The following is an 18,631-nucleotide window of genomic DNA, read 5'->3' as shown; positions in this document are numbered from 1 at the left end:
GGAAAGGACACGATGTCACCGTTTCTGGGGCAGACTGCACGATCAACCCACGCTTCGCCGCAGTTTCAACCCCGGCGACAAAGAGCGAGCCCCCCTCGCAACCCATGAAGAATAACCGCCTCTCCAGGCGATGGCAAACGTTTCGAGCCCCTCCGCCGATATGCTGCGTGCCCGCGCACAGCGGACCGCGAGCTGGTCACTCGCTGTAGTACTCGCTGCGGTGACGATCGGGACGTGCGCGGTTGAGGACCGTGCCGAGGATGCGTGCGCCGCCCGATTCCAGCGATTTGATGCTCTTCTCCAACGCTGCGCGCCTCGTCTTCGTGGCGTCGACGACGAGGATCACGCCGTCCGTCTGGGTGGCCAGGAGATTGGCGTCCGCGACGCTGAGCGTCGGGGGCGAGTCGATCACGACGTAGTCGTAGTCCGCGGCCGCGAAGTCGAGAAGCTGCGCCATGCGGGCCGACGTGAGCAGCTCGGCAGGGTTCGGCGGGATGGTGCCGGCCGGGAGGATGTCGAGCGTGGTGTCCGCGACACGATGCTTCGCCACCTCGAACTCGACCTCGTCGAGCAGCACACTGGTGAGTCCGACCGAACCGTCGATGCCGGCGTGCTCGTGGGCGCGCGGGCGCCGCATGTCCGCGTCGATCAGGAGGACGGAGTTGCGGAGCGCCGCGAGGGTCATCGCGAGGTTCACCGACACGGTCGACTTGCCCTCGGCTGGCATGCCGGAAGTCACCAGCAGCACCTTCACCCGGGACGAGACGTTCGCATACGCGAGCGCCGACCGGATGCGCCGGAACTCCTCGGACGTGTGGCCGAGCGGCTCCTGGGCGACGGCGATTCCCCGCGCCTCCAGCAACGGCGACTTGGAGACGACGCCGAGCACGGGATCTCCCCCGGCCTGCGTCAGCGCCTCCTCGTTGCGGACCCGCGTGTCCAGCACTCCGATGAGCACAGCGGCCGCGAGGCCCAGCACGCCACCGAGGAACCCGCCGAGCGCTGCATCCCTCGGCTTGCTCGGGGTGAACTGGAACTCCGGGACCACCGCGTCGTCGATGACCTCGGCCGTGATCGTGGACTCGCCCTGCGGGTCCTTCGGGGCGACGTCCTTCACGACCGTGATGAGCTGCTCGGCGACCGCGTTCGCGAGCTCGGCAGCGGACTCAGGGTCGTCGGTGATGCCGGTGACGCGCAGCGTGACCGTGCTCTGCGGGATGGTGACCTCGATGTCTCTGGCGAGCGCGCGAGGTGTCGTGTCGAGACCGAGCTCCTCGATCACCGGGTCGAGCACCCGCGAGCTCGTCGCCAGCTGGGCGAAGGAGAGCATCTGGCTCTGGGTGTACACGGACCCCTGGTTGAGATCGGAGGCACTCGTACCCTGGTTGAGCGCGAAGTAGAGCGAGGTGGTCGCCTGGAACAACGGCGTCTGCAGCGACGCGTATCCGTATGACCCGGCGGCGCCCACCACGCCGCACAGCACGATCAACCACCAGAACTTACGCAGTGAGCCCGCGATGACACGCAGGCTGACCCGGCTCTCGGCCATGACTCCCCATTCCCCCTGAGGTCTCGATTCTAGAGGAGCCATCTGCACGTCTCCCTCACGTCTGCCGCACCTGTGGAGCGGCTCGGGCCGGCGGCGGCGCCGACGTGTCAAGATCGCGCAGGAATGCCGTGTCGGCCGCGGTGGATCGTGTCCCCGCGTCTCGGGCCCAGGTCACCGCGAGCCCCACGCAGAACCACAGGAACATGCTGTACTGCGTGATGAGGGCGACGACGACCAGGCTCGGAAGCTGCCCGACGACAGCGAGGGCGGCAGGACTCCGCGTCGACCGCCGCACGGCCAGGAGCGCCGCGCAGACGACGGCCGCCATGATGAGCAGCGTCGGCACGTAGCCGTACCGGAGGAGCGTGAGCACGAGGGCGTTGTCCACCGAGCGCGCGAAGTACCCCAGGTAGTAGTCGCCGGAGACGAGGGAGTGCCAGTCGCCGGGGTTGCCGAACAGCTGCACCTGCTCCAGGAGGACCAGGAGGTCGGTGCGGTAGTCGGCGCTGCCTCCGGCCTCATCCCCCGCCGCACCGAACACGGAATCGATGACGGGGATGACGATCGCGGCGCCGATCACGCCGGCGACCGCCACCGTCACCCGGAAGCGGGTCGAGACGCCGACGATGAGGAAGGTGGACAGGACCAGGGTGAGCACCAGCGTGAGCAGGCCGGCACGACTGAAAGTGAAGACCGTGGCGGTGGCGATGAGCACGATGCCGGTGATCTTCGGGAACAGCCGCCACCGCGTCGCCACGACGAACGCGGAGGACATCGCGAGCGCGGCGCCGAGCGCGATCGAGTGCCCCCAGGCGCCTTCCGCACGCAGCACCCCACCGCGCTCCTGCAGCGGACTCCACGTCTCGTACACCACACCCGACCCGGGGATGAGGACGAAGGGGTTGAAGGACGTGAGGAACTCCACCACAGCGAGCGCCGCAGCCACGATGGCCACGACCGCGATCGTGGACGTGATCCAGTCGGTCGTCACACGCGCGAGCACCACGCGCCCCCAGATGTACGGGATCACCCACTCCAGGAGCGAGGCGACGAGGGAGGCGAGGTCGACAGTGCCGAACCCGTACAGGCCGACCACGACGAGGACGAACGCCGCGACCCAGGCGTCGGCGGCGCGCAGCGGCACGACCGACCAGTTCACGATGATCAGCAGGACGGTGAGCAGGGTGATCCCCGCCCAGTAGAACCCGAGGTTGACACCCACCCAGAGCGGCACGAAGAACAGCACGACGGCCCACACCGCGAAGGCGGCGCGCGGAAGCAGCCGGAGGGCGAACACGACGATGGCCACTGCCGCGATTCCGCCGAAGGCGAGGAGCGCGATCGGGACAGCAGTGGCCATGCGTCAGGATCTTACTGCGGTGCGGTGACGCGGAACGAATCGAACGACACGCCCAACGGCGCGGTCGCGCTGCCGGAGCGGTTGCCGCTCAGACCCACCGCGCCGGCGCCCAGGGGCGCCGCGTCGGTCGTGGTGATCTGCCAGGCTGCCGGCTTCGTGTTGTCCGTCGGCCAGAACTTGGCGGACAGCGTCGCCGACGTCGTCCCGGTCACGGACACCTCGAGGTTGTAGGAGGTGTCCGCCGCCCAGACCAGCCCGGGTACGGCCTGCGTGCGCAGGACGGTCCCTTCACGGTGCACGACGAGCCAGACCGTGCCGTCAGGACGCAGCCAGGCGCGGACGAAGTACTTCCCGGCCGCCGACTGCCGCGCGATCACGCCGATGTAGGCGCCACCCGCCGCGGGGGCCTGGTCGACCCGGAACTGCGTCTCGAGCACCGTGTCGGCGGCCGACGTGGTGTTGAGCGTCGCGTGGCGGGTGTCCCCGGCGATGAGGTTCAGCTTGGCCTGACCGTCGGCCACCGTCGCCGCCGCCTGCGAACCGCCCGCGATCGTCCACGCCCCGCCGACCGTGGCGGTGCCCCAGCCGGGTCCCGCCGTGCGATCGAAGCCGTCGTCCGCCACCGGAGCCGGCTGCGGCTCGGGCTCGGGCTCGGGCTCCGGCTCGACGGGAGGCGCAGTCACGGTCACCGGCTTGGTGGTGGTGTGCGTGGCACCCTTGTCGTCCTTCACCGTGAGGGTGACGGTGTAGGTCCCCGCCGCGGTGTAGGTGCGGCTGCTCGTCGCACTCGTCCCGGTCGTCCCGTCGCCGAAGTTCCAGGCGTACGAGGCGATCGTGCCGTCGGAGTCGGTCGAGGCGCTGCCGTCCACGGCGACCGTGAGGTTGGTCGCGGTCGCGGTGAAGGCAGCCACCGGAGCGACATTCGCGGGCTCCGGTTCGGGCTGCGGCTCGGGCTCAGGGGCCGGCGTGCCGAGGTTCTTCAGCGTGAAGTCGTCGAAGCTGGCGAGGTTGGTGCCGGTGGCGCTGCCCGCGCGGTAGGAGAACACGGTCGGGGCGCCGGCGACCTGGAGGGCCGGAGTCGCATCCGTCGTGGTGAGCTGCCAGTTCGCGGGCTCCGCCGACCCCGACGCCCACAGCTTGGCGCGGATGGTCGTCGTGGACGACCCGGTCGTCTCCATCAGGAGCGTGAACGAGCTGCCCGCGCTCCAGGTGAGCCCGGAGACGGCGGTGCTGGCGATCGCGGTGCCGTTGCGGTGGATCACGAGCCAGGTCGTGCCGTCGGCCCGGTGCCAGGCGAGCGCTCGGTAGCCGGAGGACCCGGAACGGCGGGCGCCCAGTCCTTCGTATGCCACCCCGGTGGAGGGACCGGACGCGAGGGTGTAGCTGATGCGCGCGGAGGAGTCGAGGACCGACGTGCCCTGCAGCAGCATCTCCCTCGTCTCACCCGGCGTCAGGTTCACCTTGCCCACGCCGTCGCCGACGGAGAGCACCGCGGCGGAGCCGCTCACCGGCGCCCAGGTGCCTCCCTTGTCGGCGGCACCCCAGCCGCTCGAGACGACACGGCCGAAGGCATCGGATGCCGCGAACACCTGAGCGGTCAGCGTCACCGTCTTGGTGGCCGTCGCCGTCGACCCGAGGCTGTCGGTCACCGTCAGGGTGATCTCGCGCGCCCCGGCGCTCGCGTACGTGTGGCCGGCGGAGGCTCCGGAGCCCGCAGGGGATCCGTCACCCCAGTTCCACGAGTAGGTCAAAGTCGCGCCGTCGGACGCGCTCGAACCCGCGGCGGAGACGTTGACGTTCAGCCCCGAGGCCGTCGCCGTGAAGGCCGCCACCGGGTCGGCATGCGTGGTCGTCACCTGTCGAGTGGTGGACGCGCTGCCGCCGCGATCGTCGGTGACGGTCAGAGTCACCGTGCGGGTGCCGGCGGTGGCGTACACGTGCGTGGCGACCTGCCCGGTCGACGTCGTGCCGTCCCCCCAGTTCCAGGCGTAGGAGGCGAGGGAGCCGTCCGAGTCCGCCGAGGCGGACGCGTCGGCCGAGACCGTCAGGCCGTTCGCGGTCGTCTCGAAGGCAGCCGTCGGAAGGACGTTCGGTGCCTGCACCACGACCTGCTTCTGCGCCGTGCTGGCGAGCCCGTTGCTGTCCGTCACCGTCAGCGTCACCGTGTAGGTGCCGGACTTCTCGTACGTGTGGCTCGTCGTCTTGCCGGTCGCCGTGGCCGAGTCGTCGCCGAAGTCCCACCGGTAGCCGGCGATCGTCGCCGACCCCGCGGGCGCCGAGGCCTCCGCGTCGAACGCGACGGCGAGGTCGGTCGGGGTGGCGGAGAAGGCCGCCGTCGGGGCCTGGAAGCCCTTGCCGATGCCGTAGTGCGTCTTCACCTGCGTCGGGGTGAGAGCGAATGGATAGACCGCGACCTCGTCCAGGGACCCCTTGAAGTACTTGGAACTGGGCTCGGACGGCCAGCCGGCGAGGTTGTCCCCGCCGATACGCCAATATCCCGTGTAGTTCTCCGCGGTCGTGGCCCCGGCGAGCGACGACACGAGCTGGCCGTCGACGTAGAGCTTCATCCCGTCCGCGCTCTGCGTCGCGACGGCATGGTGCCACTGGTTGTCGTTGAGCGCCGCGCCGTTCTGCACCGTCTGCGTGCTGCCGTTGTAGGTACCGAAGACGAGGCGGCCGTTGTTGGTCATGTAGATGTGACGGTCGTAGCTGGTCGACTCACCCGACGCCGCAGCGCCGTAGCCCATCAGCTTGCCACCGCTGGTCGTGTTGGTCTTGAACCACAGTTCGGTCGAGAACTCGGAAGGCGCGGCGATCTTGCTTCCGGAGGCCACACGGCCCGTGTTCGTCCCGGTGAAGGTCGAGGCGCCGGTCGCGGTGTTCTCCACACCGGACGTCGATGCGGTAACTCCCGTGCCGAACACGGGGGTGTTGGATCCGGCCCAGTCCTGCGCGGCGGTGCCGAGCGGGTAGTAGAGCTGCGGTCCGTCCGCCGTGACGGCGTTGACGTAGTTCGACACCGCACCGGCCGCGATGGTCACGCTCATCGCCTGGCTGGAGACGGAGTTGCCCGCGCTGTCCTTCGCGACGACGGTGTACTCCTGCGTCGACCCGGGAGCTGCGGCCTTGTCCTCGAGGTTCACCGAGGGGCGGTCCCACCAGGTGCCGCGGGCGGTGGCGGTGGCCACCGGTGCGGTGGTCCCCGTCCGACGCAGCTCATAGGTCAGCGTGAGGTCGTCACGATCCCAGTTCGCGGGGATCGAGATCCGCGCACGCCCGGGGATGAACGACTGCGCCGTGCCGGTCCAATTGGCACCCGACAGCCGAGGGCCGTCCTTCGCGCCGCCGGGCGGGTTGGTGGAGAAGCGCACGAGCCCCTCGAATCGGCCGTTGTTCACGGAGCGGAACTCACCGCCGATCGAGATCATGTTCCCGGCACCGGTGATCGAGAGTCCGGCCTGACCCATCCCCGTGGTCACGCCCACGGCCCAGTCCGGCGTCCAGGCGTAGGCCGAGGGCGCCGGCGTCCCGGCCCAGTTCTTGTACGTGCCACCGGCCGCGGGCTGGTTGCCCAGCAGACCGCGGGCGTCCGCCGTGTACGCCTCCGAGTACCGGTGCGTACGCGGGTTCTGCTCCGGGTGCATACCCATGGTGCTGCAGGCATGGGTGTGGCTGGTCGTGTAGACCGTCTTGCCGGTCGAGTAGACGCCGTAGTGGTCGCCGAGGCAGTCCGCGATCCAGCGGACCTGGCCGCTTCCGGCCTCTGCCGCGAAGGTACCCTCGAGGTTGCCCGTGGCCGCGTCCGCGTACACCCACCCGGTGCCGTACACGGCGCCGGCGTCGGCCGCGAGTCCGAAGATCCCCGCCTTGCCCGAGTTCGCCCCGGTGTTCGAGCCGTTCTTCACCGTCTGCGGCAGCGCCCATCCGCTGTCCACCGCGCCGGTCGTCTTGTCGAGCGCGACGGTGCCGCGCATCGTCAGGTCGCCGTTGACCTGCGAGAAACGACCGGCGGCGATGACGTTCTGACCCGCCGGGTCCATCACCATGGCGTCGACCTGAAGGTCCGTCTGCGGCGCCCAGCTGAGCAGCGCGCCGTTCGTCGAGGAGAAGGCCGCGAGGTTCTTGCGCGGGGTCGCGTTGCCCTGCGTGAAGAGACCTCCGACGTAGACGCTCGAGCCCGAGGTGGCGAGGGCATACACGCCGCTGCCGCCGATCGAGGGCGAGAAGCCGGGCACGAGCTGTCCGGTCACGGCGTCCAGCGCGGCGAAGTTCCAGCGCGTCTGACCATTGACGGCGTTGAAGGAGCCGCCGATGTAGATGCGGCTGCCGTCCGGCGAAGCGGCCACGGCCTTGATCACGCCGTTCACCTGCGGTGCGAAGGAGAGCAGCTGACCCGTGTTGATGTCATACGCGAGGACGTTGGAACGGGCGGTCAGGCTCGTCCCCGGCGCGGCGAGCGGTGCGCGGGCGTTGTCGAACTTGCCCACCGCGTAGACGGTCGAGCCGATCGTCGTCTGCGCCCACACATACCCGTTGTCTATCTGCACGGTCGGGATCGGGTCCGACGTCACCACGTCGTCGTTCCGCTGCAGAAGCGGCGGTGGCGTCGGCGGTGTATCGGCCGCTGCCGCCCCGGTCGCCCCCAGCGTGGTCATGCCCGTGATCAGCAGCGCCGCCGTCACGACCGACGCGAGTGCGCTCAGCGCCCGCCTCGAAGTGGATGTCTTACCCATGTTGCTCCCCAGCCCCAGATTTCTTCTTCGAAAGTGTCACGTACGAGACGCGGCGGAAGTCGTCGCGTCCACAGCTCAGGAGAGCTCGCCCGCGAAGGTCGCCACCGGCTCACCGGCGGCATAGTTCACACTGATCTTCACGGCGCGACCCTTCGTGGGGTCGAGCATGAAGACGTAGGTGCCCGTGGCGTCGTCGCCGGCGGCCAGCTCCCCGTGGAGCGGCTCGTTCGGACCCGCGGTGGTGGCCACCCCCACGTCGCCGTCGTCGGTGACGAGGCTGACGACGGCGGAGTCGATGCTCTGCGCCCGCTTCGACTCGTTCGCGACCTTCACGGTCACCACCACGGCGGAGCCGGCATACTCGCCCGGCGTCTCGGGGGTGATCTCGGTGGTCGAGATGTCGTCGACGGTCACGACCATGTCGGTGGACAGGGCGATCTCCGCGTCCAGCGCGCCGCTCTCCTCGGTCAACGCGGGGGCCTCGGTGGGCCCTTGGGCCTCGGGATCGGCCGGCGGCGTCCAGTCGGTCGTGCTGATGCCCTCGGGCTCCGGCGACGCCGCGGTATCCGGTGCCGCCGTGCAGCCGGCGAAGGCGAGCGCGAGCGCCACGACTGGCGCGATGAACAGCGCACGTCGTGCGCGAGATGAGCCGTCCCCAGAACGGCATGCTGAAACAGTGAACACTGCAGCTCCCCAGAACCCAGATTCCCCAGCCAGAGCCCCCTCGGCTCCGGTTTCCCCCCAGCCGTGCAGAACACGGCGTCGGCTAATGGTAGTGCGGACCGTGGAAAACCACAACCCTCGGCTCAGGAGGAATGTCGGCGGTGCCCGCCGAGCTGCCCGGCGATCGCATCGACGGCCTGCTCGACCTCGGTGATGGTGTCGGTGTGTCCCCGACTCCCGTGCCGATCGGCGATGGACGCCGGGTCCTGGGCGGAGCGCCGGTCGAGGAGACGACGGAGCGCACCGCCGCGACGCGGCGGGCCGCCGAGCGGCACGGCGCGTGTCCGCGCCCGATCGAGGTGCGCGAGGTAGTCGGCGACCACGTCGGACCCCCCGGACGGGAAGCCGATCCCGAGGTGCGCCGCCTCGCGCAGCGTGAACATCCGGTCGCGGTACTCGGGCGCGGCCCGCACCAGGTCCCCCCGGACATCGCGCGAGGCGGTCAGCACGAGGTCCGCCTCGGCGAGCATCTCAGTCGTGACCTCCTGGGCTCGATGCGCCCGCGATTGCGCCTGCCAGCCTTCGTCGGTGTGCCGCGCGGCGACCTCAGCGCAGATCGGGTCGCCGTCGTGGGCGCGCACGCCGGCGCTGCGCACCACGAGCGCGGACCCCTCCCCCAGCCCGCGCCGCAGCGCCAGCTCGGCCAGGGGGGAGCGGCAGACGTTGGCCGCGCACACGATGAGGATCGAGCCGCCGGTCATGCCGCGTCACCCAGCCTTCCGATCTCGCGGAACCACTTCACCGCGGCGAGCACGAGGAACAGCACCGCAGCGGCACAGAGCGCGCTGTAGGCGACGAGGAACACCGGCGTCCAGCCCCAGAGGACGAAGACGAGGCAGACCAGCCCGAAGTCGGTCGGCAGCAGCACGAGCGAGCGTCGGAGGGTGCCTCCGCCACGCTCGTGCGTGGACGCCACGGAATGCTTGCCCTTGAGGAGGTCGTTCAGGAGCATGCCCGAGAACGTGGTCGTGGCGACGATGCTGAACACGATGGGGATCAGCAGCAGCGACGGCGTCTCCGGGAGGACCCGGTACAGGCCGATCAGCACGGCCAGATGCAGGGACGCGATCTTGAGCGTGTCGATGAAGTGGTCCAGCCACTCGCCCTGCGGGCTCCCGCCGCCGCGGAGCCGGGCGACCTGACCGTCCGCGGAGTCCCACGCGTAGCCGAGGACGAGGAGGAGCGCGATGAGCAGCCCCAACGGCACGGTGACCGGGGCGAAGGCGATGAGACCGATCGCCGCGAACGAATGGACGGCGCTGATGATCGACACCTGGTTCGGCGTGAGGCCGAGCCGGAACGCCACCGCGGCGAGCACGCGTCCGAGCCGGCGGTTCACGTAGACCGAATAGGCCGGTGCGCCACGCGCGTGCCCCTTCTGCGCCCGTGCGAGCTGTCGGTAGGCGTCTACGACCATGTCGTTCCCTTCGGGTCCGTGCCGGAGAGTCGCGCGATCCGCCGGGCCTCGCGCACCCCGCGGACGTAGGCGCGGAGCGGAGCGGCGGAGTGCAGCAGCTGTCGGCGGCCGCCGCGGAGGATCACCTCGCGGGCGGTACGGGGTATCGACCGGCGCCAGCGATGCACGGCCTCGTCGTCGAGGTGCCGGACCGCGTACAGCATCCGGTTGCGGATGTTGTAGAAGTAGTAGCCCTCCGACTTCGCCCTCGCGAGCTGGGGCTCGGCGCGTTGCGTGCCGCCCTCGTCGTGCACGGCCGTCGCCTCCTCGACGAGGACGAGGGTGCCTCCGGCCGAGACCACGCGGCGGGAGAAGTCGACGTCCTCCCAGTAGAGGAAGTACTCGTCGTCGAAGCCTCCCGAGAGCGCCCACACCTCGCGGGTGATCCACAGGCAGGCGCCGCTCAGCCACGGCTCATAGGGGCGCACGTCGTCCGCCCGGCGTTTGCGGCGCGCGCGCATCGTGCCGTCGTCGAGCAGGAGGTCGATGCCGGCGAACCAGGTGCGTCCGTCGGAGTCGGTGATCACCGGCGAGGCGAGGGTCGTGCGCGAGGCCGCGGTGACCGCGGCCAGGCGCGCCAGCGACGCTCGGTCGATATGGGCGTCCGGGTTGATCACGAGGACGTCGGTCGCGCCGTCGGCGAGCGCTCGGGCGACCCCGATGTTGACGCCGCCGCCGAATCCGCTGTTCGTCTCAGGGGTGATGAGAGTCCATCCGTGCGCCTGTGCGGCGGCGACGGCGGCCTCGCGCTCCGCGGTACCCGCCCAGTTGTCGACGACGACGATCAGCGTCTCCTCGTCGACGGCGCGGGCCTCGCGCTCCACGAGCACCAGGTTGCGCTCGAGCAGCCGCGCCGAGGCGTAGTTCACGACGACGACGGCCAGCCGTCCGTGCACGATTGACACGCGATCCTCCCCCCGGATCCGCCCACACGGTCCGCTCGGGTCGCCGGTCGAATTCCCCAGAGTCGCGACCGGCGTCGACTCCCAGGACACCGACTATACGCCAGAGCCGGCTCGGCGCACCCGCCGTTCACGGTACGATGAGCCGGCGCGGGGACACAGGCGCACGACTGCCATGGGGATGAGGCGGATGAAGAGGGGACCGGGGACGGGCGACGCGATCGCCGTGACGATCGGCGTGCCCACCTACCGACGGCCGGAGCTGCTGGCGGCGCTGCTGCGCGCACTCCCCGACCGGATCGCGGAGTGTGCGGACCTCGGCGTGGACGTGGAGGTGCTGGTCGTCGACAACGACGCCGCGGGCTCCGCGCGCGAGGTGGCCGCGAGCGCCGCCCTGCCTGTCCGCTACGTCGTCGAGCCGACGCCGGGCATCGTCGCGGCCCGGAACCGGCTGCTCGACGAGTGCGCCGGCCGCGATCTGCTGGCCTTCATCGATGACGACGAGGTTCCTCGCGCCGGCTGGCTCGCAGAGCTGATCACGACGTGGCGGGCCTTCGACGCCGATGCCGTCATGGGCCGCGTCATCTCCGTGTTCGACGACGACGTCGATCCGTGGCTGCTCGCCTCGGGAACGTTCCGTCGTCCACCGCGTCCGACCGGCACCGTGCTCCCGGTCGCCGCCGCGGGAAACCTCCTTCTCGATCTCCGCGCGGTGCGCCGCTTCGGTGTGCGATTCGACCCGTCCCTCGGGCTCGGCGGCGGCGAGGACACGCTCTTCACCCGCGAGCTCGTCGATCGCGGCGGCCGCATCGTCTGGTGCAACGAGTCCGAGACGGAAGACCTCGTCGTCGCCGCCCGACTCACCCGAGCGTGGGCAGCGCAGCGGGCGTTCAGCTCGGCGAACGCCGGCACCCGCATCGCGGTGAAGCTCGCGCACGGGAGGATGCGCCGCGGGGCGCTCCGCGTGCGCGCCGCCCTCGGCGGCATCGCCCGGATCGTCGTCGGTGCGGCGCGCCGGGCCCTCGGCGCCGTCACCTCGAACATCTCCCATCACGCCCGCGGCACCCGCCTGATCCATCGCGGTCGCGGCACCATCGCGGCCGCCTTCGGGCGCCGCTACGACGAGTACCGTCGCCCCTCGGAGGACAACACGATGACCGAATCCGCGTCGAGCATCCGCGTGATGCAGTCCCTGGGCGCGCCGCGCCCCACGACGAATCCGTACAACAAGATGCTCGACGAGGCTCTCGGGACGACGGAGGGCCTGGAACACCTCCGGTTCTCCTGGAAGACCGCGCTCTTCGGCCGCTACGACGCCTTCCACTGGCACTGGCCCGAGGCGAAGCTCCACGGATCCACCTGGTGGAAGTCCGCGGGGAAGTTCGCGCTCACGACGGCGCTCGCCTTCCGGCACCGGTTGTCGCGGCGGATAGCCGTGGTGCGGACCGTGCACAACCTGGAGCTCCCCGACGACAACGCCCCGCGGCTCTGGCTGCTGCGCTTCATCGATCGGCACACCGACTACCGGATCGTCATCAACGAGACCACACCGCTGCCGGCCGGGACCCCGCACAGTCTCATCCTGCACGGGCACTACCGCGACTGGTACGCGGTCTACCCGTCCGCGGAGCGCGTGCACGGACGGCTGGGGTCGTTCGGCGGAATCCGAAGGTACAAGGGCCTCGACGGGTTCATCGACGCCTACGGCGAGGCCGTCGCTATCGAGCCGGCGCTGAGCCTGCGCATCGGCGGGCGTCCGTCCACGCCGGAGCTCGCCGACGACCTCCGCGCACGCACCGCCACGCTCCCCGGAGTCGACCTGCACCTCGACTTCCTCAGTGACGCCGAGCTCGTGGAGCTCGCGACGTCGTCCGAGCTGATCGTGCTCGCGTACCGCTTCATGCACAACTCGGGCAGCGTCCTGGCCGCCCTGTCGATGGGCCGCCCGGTGCTGGTGCCGCGGAACCAGGCGAACGAAGCCCTCGCCCGCGAGGTGGGCGCCGAGTGGGTGCACATGTACGACGGGGACGACCTCGATGCCGAGACGCTCGTCTCGTCCTGGCGGGCGGCGTCCGCCCTCGCGGGGACCCCCGGCCTCTCCCGTCGCGAGTGGGCCGATGCGGGTCGCGCGCACCGCGACGCCTTCCGAGCCGCCGTGCGCGTCAAGCGCCGGGGACGGGACTGATCCGCCCCCTCAGACGTCGGCTCGGAGACCCCGGACGAGCGCGTCGACCATCGTCCTCGTCGTGAACCGCTGCTCGACCTCGATCCGTCCCTGCTGCCCGAGCGCGGCCGCGCGGTCAGGATCGTCGAGCATCCCGATCAGCGCCTCCGCCAGAGCCTCCGGCTCCCCCGGCGGGACGAGGGCGCCGGTGCGGGTGCTGACGTAGTCACGCATGCCCGGGGTGTCCGAGACGACCACGGGACGCGCGGTGGCGAGCGCTTCGAGGGCGACCGTCATCCCGGATGCGTGCAGGTTCGGGCGGGTCGCGGTCACCACGACACTCGCTGTCGCGTAGAGATCGCGGAGTTCGGTGTGCGGCAGTCGGCGCACGAGCCGGACGCCCTCCGGAGGCGGCAACGCGGAGGGCGACTGGACGACGACGTCGACGCCCGGGCGCGCGGCGAGGACCAGGGCGAGCGCGGCGTACAACGTCGCGGGATCCCGGTCCCTGTCGTTGCCCGCGCTGACGATCCGGGGGGTGGCCGTCGGCGGGTGCGCGGAGAAGAACTCGTGGTCGATCCCGAACGGGACGACGAAGACCCGCGGCCCGCCGGACCCGAGGAGCCGCTGCAGCGGGACCACCTGCGCCTCGCTGAGCACCCAGAGCGCCGTGGCCGCCCGCAGCATCGTCACCAATCGACCGGGTGCGGCACCGGCCGCCGCCATGTCGGTGAGCCAGATGACCCCCGCGGCGTACCGCGTCCGCGGCCGCAGGATCTGGAGGCGGTAGGCGGTGTTCTCATCCCAGGCGATGGCGAGCCCCGCGCGGGGTCGGGGGCCGAGGCCGGCGCGTGCGCGGAGCCGTGCGATCCGACCGGGATCGGGGAGTTCGTCCACCTCCACCACGGCATGGTCGCGGAGAGCGTCCAGCCCATACGGCCAGACGCTCGGAACCTCTCCCCTGGCGTGTGCGCGCGCCCAGACGGAGGCCGACTGCTCGGCACGATGCGCCCAGGTGACGGACAGCGCCGGGCTGTCCTCGGATACCACGAGGCCCACTATGGCCCTCGGCCCGGGCGGTGTAAAGGGCGACTTCTCCGCTAGAGTCGAGCGTACGACTGTGGGGGTCGTCGGACGGCAGGGGATGGCCGTCCTCTCAGTGACGCCGCCACGAGCATCGATGTTTCACGAGGGGGATACATGAAGGGCATCATTCTGGCGGGCGGCTCGGGGACGCGGCTGCACCCCATCACGCTGGGGGTCTCGAAGCAGCTGATCCCGGTCTACGACAAGCCGATGGTGTACTACCCGCTGTCGACGCTGATGCTTGCCGGGATCCGCGAGATCCTGGTCATCACGACGCCACACGACGCCGCGCACTTCGAGCGGCTGCTCGGGGACGGCTCGCAGTTCGGCGTCTCCCTCTCGTTCGCTCAGCAGGAGTCGCCGGACGGCCTTGCACAGGCTTTCACGATCGGCGCGGACTTCATCGGGGACGACAGCGTCGCCCTCGTCCTGGGGGACAACCTCCTCTACGGGCCGGGCCTGGGCACGCAGCTCAAGCGCTTCGCCGACATCGACGGCGGCGCGGTCTTCGCCTACTGGGTGGCGGAGCCGGAGGCGTACGGGGTCGTGGCGTTCGACGCCGACGGCCAGGCCGTCTCCCTGGAGGAGAAGCCCACCGCGCCGCAGAGCAACTACGCGGTGCCCGGCCTGTACTTCTACGACAACGATGTCATCGAGATCGCCCGCAACCTCGCGCCGAGCGCCCGCGGGGAGTACGAGATCACGGACGTGAACCGGGCCTACCTCGAGCGCGGCAAGCTCCAGGTCGAGGTGCTTCCGCGCGGGACCGCATGGCTGGACACCGGGACATTCGACCAGATGACCGACGCCGCCGACTATGTGCGCACGATGGAGCGACGCACGGGGATGAAGATCGGCGTGCCGGAGGAGGTCGCCTGGCGTCAGGGCTTCCTCGACGACGAGGCCCTGCGCACGCGCGCGGATGCCCTCGTCAAGTCGGGCTACGGAACCTATCTCCTCGGATTGCTCGAAAGGGGCGCTCGATGACCCGCCTGCTCGTGACCGGCGGCGCCGGCTTCATCGGATCGAACTTCGTCCACCACGTCGTCGCGCACACGGACGCACAGGTGACGGTGCTGGACAAGCTCACCTATGCCGGCAACCGCGCCTCGCTCGCGGGTCTGCCCGCCGACCGGGTCGAGCTCGTGGAGGGGGACATCGCCGACGCGGCGCTCGTCGACAGCCTGTTCGCCCGGACCGACGCCGTCGTCCACTACGCCGCCGAGTCCCACAACGACAACTCGCTGCACGACCCGCGGCCGTTCCTCGACACGAACATCATCGGCACCTACACGCTGTTGGAGGCCGCCCGCCGACACGATCGCCGGTTCCACCACATCTCCACCGACGAGGTCTACGGAGATCTGGAGCTGGACGACCCGGCACGGTTCACGGAGCAGACTCCGTACAACCCCTCGTCGCCGTACTCGTCCACGAAGGCCGGCAGCGACCTGCTGGTGCGCGCCTGGGTGCGCTCGTTCGGGGTGCAGGCGACGATCTCGAACTGCTCGAACAACTACGGCCCCTACCAGCACGTGGAGAAGTTCATCCCGCGCCAGATCACGAACGTGCTGCGCGGGATCCGGCCCAAGCTGTACGGCGCCGGGCAGAACGTGCGCGACTGGATCCACGCCGACGACCACTCCTCGGCCGTCCTCACGATCCTGGAGAAGGGCGAGATCGGCCAGACGTACCTGATCGGCGCCGACGGCGAGAAGGACAACAAGTCGGTCGTCGAGCTGATCCTCACGCAGATGGGCCAGCCCGCCGACGCCTACGACCATGTCACCGACCGCGCCGGTCACGACCTGCGCTACGCGATCGACTCCACGAAGCTGCGCACCGAGCTCGGCTGGGCGCCGCGATTCTCCGACTTCGAGTCGGGCCTGGCCTCGACCATCGAGTGGTATCGCGAGAACGAGGACTGGTGGGCGCCGGCCAAGGACGCCACGGAATCGTTCTACGCCGCCAGGGGGCAGTGATGACCGCGTTCGGCAAGGCGCTCACGATCACGGAGACGCCGATCCCCGGCCTGCTCCTCGTCGACCTCCCCGTGCACGGCGACACCCGCGGCTGGTTCAAGGAGAACTGGCAGCGCGAGAAGATGGTCGCCGCCGGTCTTCCGGACTTCGGCCCCGTGCAGAACAACATCTCGTTCAACGACGCGATTGGCACCACCCGCGGCATCCACGCCGAGCCGTGGGACAAGTGGGTCTCCGTCGCCACCGGCCGGATCTTCGGCGCCTGGGTCGACCTGCGGGCGGGCGAGACCTTCGGGCGCGTCTTCACGACGGAGATCGACCCGTCGCGCGCCATCCTCGTGCCGCGCGGCGTCGGCAACTCGTACCAGACGCTCGAAGCGGACACCGCCTACACCTACCTGGTGAACGACCATTGGTCGCCCGACGCGGCGTACTCCTTCCTGAACCTGGCCGACGAGACGGCGGCCATCGCGTGGCCGATCCCCCTCGACCGGGTCGAGATCTCTCCGAAGGACCGGGCGCATCCTCGACTGGCCGAGGTGACTCCGATCGGCCCGCGGAAGATCCTCGTCGTCGGGGCATCCGGTCAGCTCGGCCTGGCGCTGCGCAGGTCCTTCGGCGATGCGGATCACGTCGAGTACACGACCCGCGAGACGCTGGACCTCCGCGACCCCGGGCTGACCGGCGCACGGCGCTGGCGCGACTACGGAGCGATCATCAATGCGGCCGCTTACACGGCCGTCGACCGCGCCGAGACGGAGGGGGGCCGCGCGGAAGCCTGGGCGGCGAACGTCACCGGCGTGTCCGCGCTCGCCCGGGTCGCGACCGAGAACGGCCTCACGCTCGTGCACGTGTCCAGCGACTACGTGTTCGACGGCACGAAGGACGAGCCGTACACGGAGACGGACGGGGTGCGCCCGCTGGGGGTGTACGGCCAGACGAAGGCGGCTGGAGACGCGATCGTGGCGACCGTGCCCCGCCACTACATCCTGCGCACCTCCTGGGTGATCGGCGACGGTCACAACTTCGTGCGCACGATGGCCTCGCTGGCCGGGCGGGGCGTCGCCCCGCGTGTGGTGGGCGACCAGATCGGACGACTCACCTTCACGACCGACCTCGCGGAGGCCATCCGGCATCTGCTCGACGTGTCGGCGCCGTTCGGGCTCTACAACGTGACCGGGGGCGGCGAACCGCGCTCCTGGGCCGACATCGCACGCGCGGTCTACCGGCTGACCGGGCACGACCCGGCCGCGGTCACCTCGGTGACGACGGAGGAGTACTTCGCCGACCAGGCCGGACCGATCGCGCCGCGTCCGCGCAACAGCGTTCTGGACCTCGCCCGGATCACGGCCACCGCCTGGACGCCGCGGGACGCGGATGCGGCCCTCGCCGACTACCTGTCCGCAGACGCCTAGAGCTCGCCCGGCTTCATCGCCTCCGCGTCGATGGCGCGGATGATGCGCAGGGTCGCGGTGTCCGGCTCCGGCTCGCCCGCGGCCTGCCGCTCCTCCCGACGCCGACGGGGCGCGTACACGACGAGCGAGTGGAACAGGAACCGGGCGAAGAAGGCCACGACGAGGGAGAGGGCCGTCGCGAGCACGCTGGAGATGTGCCAGGTCTCGACCATGAGCGCCATCACCGGGATGCGCAGCGCCGCCTCGACGTTGTTGAACGTGAACGAGGCCGCGAAGCGCACGGCGGCGCTGCGGGCATCGGTGCGCATGTCGGCGAAGACGAAACGCTCCTGCAGCAGGAAGTTGCCGATGATCGTGACCTCGGCGCCGATGATCGCCGCCCACACGTAGGGCACGCCCGCGGCGGTCAGCGCCCACATGATCGCGAGGTTCGCTATGGCCCCGAGGACGCCGATCGCGGCGAACAACGACATCTTGCCGAAGCGCAGCCGCGCCAGGTGGGCGATGAACGTGGCCCCCTGCCGGAGGCTCGCCTTCGAGGTGCCGTGTCGACGCTCGGCGAACTCCATCGGGACCTCCGCGATCCGCAGATCCGTCCGCGCGAGGATCTCCAGGAGGATCTTGAACCCTTGCGGCCGGAGGGCGGCCAGGTCGAGCCGGCGCCGGTCGACGAGGAAGAACCCGGTCATCGGATCGGTGCTCCGGGCGAGCCGTCGGGGGAACATCGCGCGGGTCAGCCAGGTGGCGGCGCGGGACACCCCGAAGCGCATGGCCGTGCCGAGGCCGCTGGTGTCGCCGCCGCCGATGTAGCGGGAGGCGCCGACGACGTCCGCGTCCCCCGCCGCATAGCGGTCGAGCAGGGCCGGCAGGAGCTCGGGCGGATGCTGGAGGTCGCCGTCCATCACGATGCAGACATCGGCGTCCGCGGCTCCCAGGCCGACGACGACCGCCCCGCCGAGGCCTCCGACGTTGTCCGAGCGATGGATCACCCGCACCGGGATCGGGGCGTCGACCGCGACGCGCTCCACCTCGGCCGTGGTGTCGTCGCTGCTGTCGTCGACGAAGAGGACCTCGGCGTCCCTTCCCGCCAACGCCGTGGCCGTGCGCTCCACGAGCTCGGCGACGTTGTCGCGCTCGTTGTAGGTCGGCACGATGACCGTGACCCCTGCCCCCAACGTGGTCCCCTTCGTCGTTCCGCAGCCCCATCGGCTCCGACATCCATCGTTCCATGGGTTCCTATGGGCTGCAGGACACGTTCCTG

13 protein-coding genes are annotated in these 18,631 nt (G+C 70.4%); 4 read left to right on the top strand and 9 right to left on the bottom strand.

Annotation, left to right across the window (positions count from 1 at the left end):
• Positions 1-196: 196 nt before the first annotated feature.
• The 7 genes from BLU02_RS12555 to BLU02_RS12525 form a co-directional block, all read right to left on the bottom strand.
• Positions 197-1,549 (bottom strand): tyrosine-protein kinase domain-containing protein, encoded by a 1,353-nt coding sequence (locus tag BLU02_RS12555; RefSeq protein WP_060921567.1) that lies wholly within the window; start codon positions 1,547-1,549, stop codon positions 197-199.
• 55 nt (positions 1,550-1,604) lie between these two features.
• Positions 1,605-2,909 carry a hypothetical protein gene (locus BLU02_RS12550; protein ID WP_060921568.1) on the bottom strand — a complete coding sequence of 435 codons (1,305 nt, stop codon included), beginning with the start codon at positions 2,907-2,909 and terminating at the stop codon, positions 1,605-1,607.
• An 11-nt stretch (positions 2,910-2,920) separates the two neighbouring features.
• Positions 2,921-7,642, bottom strand: coding sequence for a PKD domain-containing protein (locus BLU02_RS17870; RefSeq protein WP_060921569.1), 4,722 nt, complete (start codon positions 7,640-7,642; stop codon positions 2,921-2,923).
• 75 nt (positions 7,643-7,717) lie between these two features.
• The gene (locus tag BLU02_RS12540; protein WP_060921570.1) at positions 7,718-8,251 is read right to left on the bottom strand and encodes a DUF4352 domain-containing protein; all 534 of its coding nucleotides are present in this window, start codon (positions 8,249-8,251) and stop codon (positions 7,718-7,720) included.
• Between the two features lie 197 nt (positions 8,252-8,448).
• A complete protein-coding gene (locus tag BLU02_RS12535; RefSeq protein ID WP_083371005.1) occupies positions 8,449-9,066 on the bottom strand; it encodes an arsenate reductase/protein-tyrosine-phosphatase family protein in 618 nt (205 codons plus the stop codon).
• Positions 9,063-9,782: a CDP-alcohol phosphatidyltransferase family protein gene (locus tag BLU02_RS12530; RefSeq protein ID WP_060922258.1), complete on the bottom strand. Its 720-nt coding sequence runs from the start codon at positions 9,780-9,782 to the stop codon at positions 9,063-9,065. Before BLU02_RS12530 ends, BLU02_RS12535 begins: the two co-directional genes overlap by 4 nt.
• Complete coding sequence (locus BLU02_RS12525) at positions 9,773-10,726, bottom strand: glycosyltransferase family 2 protein (protein ID WP_231919571.1); 954 nt, start codon at positions 10,724-10,726, stop codon at positions 9,773-9,775. The genes BLU02_RS12530 and BLU02_RS12525 overlap by 10 nt, the downstream gene beginning before the upstream one ends.
• A 187-nt stretch (positions 10,727-10,913) precedes the next feature.
• On the opposite strand from BLU02_RS12525, the gene BLU02_RS17780 reads away from it, so the two are divergent.
• A complete protein-coding gene (locus BLU02_RS17780; RefSeq protein ID WP_231919570.1) occupies positions 10,914-12,908 on the top strand; it encodes a glycosyltransferase in 1,995 nt (664 codons plus the stop codon).
• Positions 12,909-12,917: 9 nt separating this feature from the next.
• Here the strand turns inward: BLU02_RS17780 and BLU02_RS12510 are convergent, their stop codons facing one another.
• Positions 12,918-13,937, bottom strand: a complete 1,020-nt coding sequence (locus BLU02_RS12510; RefSeq protein ID WP_060922261.1) for a glycosyltransferase family 4 protein — start codon at positions 13,935-13,937, stop codon at positions 12,918-12,920.
• 150 nt (positions 13,938-14,087) lie between these two features.
• Between BLU02_RS12510 and rfbA the strand changes: the two genes are divergently transcribed.
• Genes rfbA through BLU02_RS12495 form a run of 3 tightly spaced genes read left to right on the top strand, consistent with a single transcriptional unit; the run spans position 14,088 to position 17,370 of the window.
• Positions 14,088-14,960 (top strand): glucose-1-phosphate thymidylyltransferase RfbA, encoded by an 873-nt coding sequence (gene rfbA, locus BLU02_RS12505; RefSeq protein ID WP_060922257.1) that lies wholly within the window; start codon positions 14,088-14,090, stop codon positions 14,958-14,960.
• Positions 14,957-15,955 carry a dTDP-glucose 4,6-dehydratase gene (gene rfbB / locus BLU02_RS12500; RefSeq protein WP_060922256.1) on the top strand — a complete coding sequence of 333 codons (999 nt, stop codon included), beginning with the start codon at positions 14,957-14,959 and terminating at the stop codon, positions 15,953-15,955. Before rfbA ends, rfbB begins: the two co-directional genes overlap by 4 nt.
• Entirely contained in the window at positions 15,955-17,370 is a 1,416-nt protein-coding gene (locus tag BLU02_RS12495) for a sugar nucleotide-binding protein (RefSeq protein ID WP_060922255.1), read from the top strand. Before rfbB ends, BLU02_RS12495 begins: the two co-directional genes overlap by 1 nt.
• On the opposite strand, the gene BLU02_RS12490 is transcribed toward BLU02_RS12495, so the two are convergent.
• Positions 17,367-18,545 (bottom strand): glycosyltransferase, encoded by a 1,179-nt coding sequence (locus BLU02_RS12490; protein WP_060922254.1) that lies wholly within the window; start codon positions 18,543-18,545, stop codon positions 17,367-17,369. The two genes, BLU02_RS12495 and BLU02_RS12490, sit on opposite strands and share 4 nt — an antisense overlap.
• Positions 18,546-18,631 lie beyond the last annotated feature (86 nt).

The organism is Microbacterium paraoxydans, assembly GCF_900105335.1.
Classification (GTDB): Bacteria; Actinomycetota; Actinomycetes; order Actinomycetales; family Microbacteriaceae; genus Microbacterium; species Microbacterium paraoxydans.
This window is presented reverse-complemented; position numbering and strand designations above follow the sequence as displayed.

Excerpts from the sequence above, each read along its gene's own strand:
- BLU02_RS12535 (WP_083371005.1), bottom strand. The coding sequence starts at position 9,066 with ATGACCGGCGGCTCGATCCTCATCGTGTGCGCGGCCAACGTCTGCCGC.
- BLU02_RS12555 (WP_060921567.1), bottom strand. The coding sequence starts at position 1,549 with ATGGCCGAGAGCCGGGTCAGCCTGCGTGTCATCGCGGGCTCACTGCGT.
- rfbA (WP_060922257.1), top strand. The coding sequence starts at position 14,088 with ATGAAGGGCATCATTCTGGCGGGCGGCTCGGGGACGCGGCTGCACCCC.
- rfbB (WP_060922256.1), top strand. The coding sequence starts at position 14,957 with ATGACCCGCCTGCTCGTGACCGGCGGCGCCGGCTTCATCGGATCGAAC.
- BLU02_RS12530 (WP_060922258.1), bottom strand. The coding sequence starts at position 9,782 with ATGGTCGTAGACGCCTACCGACAGCTCGCACGGGCGCAGAAGGGGCAC.
- BLU02_RS17780 (WP_231919570.1), top strand. The coding sequence starts at position 10,914 with ATGAAGAGGGGACCGGGGACGGGCGACGCGATCGCCGTGACGATCGGC.
- BLU02_RS12495 (WP_060922255.1), top strand. The coding sequence starts at position 15,955 with ATGACCGCGTTCGGCAAGGCGCTCACGATCACGGAGACGCCGATCCCC.
- BLU02_RS17870 (WP_060921569.1), bottom strand. The coding sequence starts at position 7,642 with ATGGGTAAGACATCCACTTCGAGGCGGGCGCTGAGCGCACTCGCGTCG.
- BLU02_RS12550 (WP_060921568.1), bottom strand. The coding sequence starts at position 2,909 with ATGGCCACTGCTGTCCCGATCGCGCTCCTCGCCTTCGGCGGAATCGCG.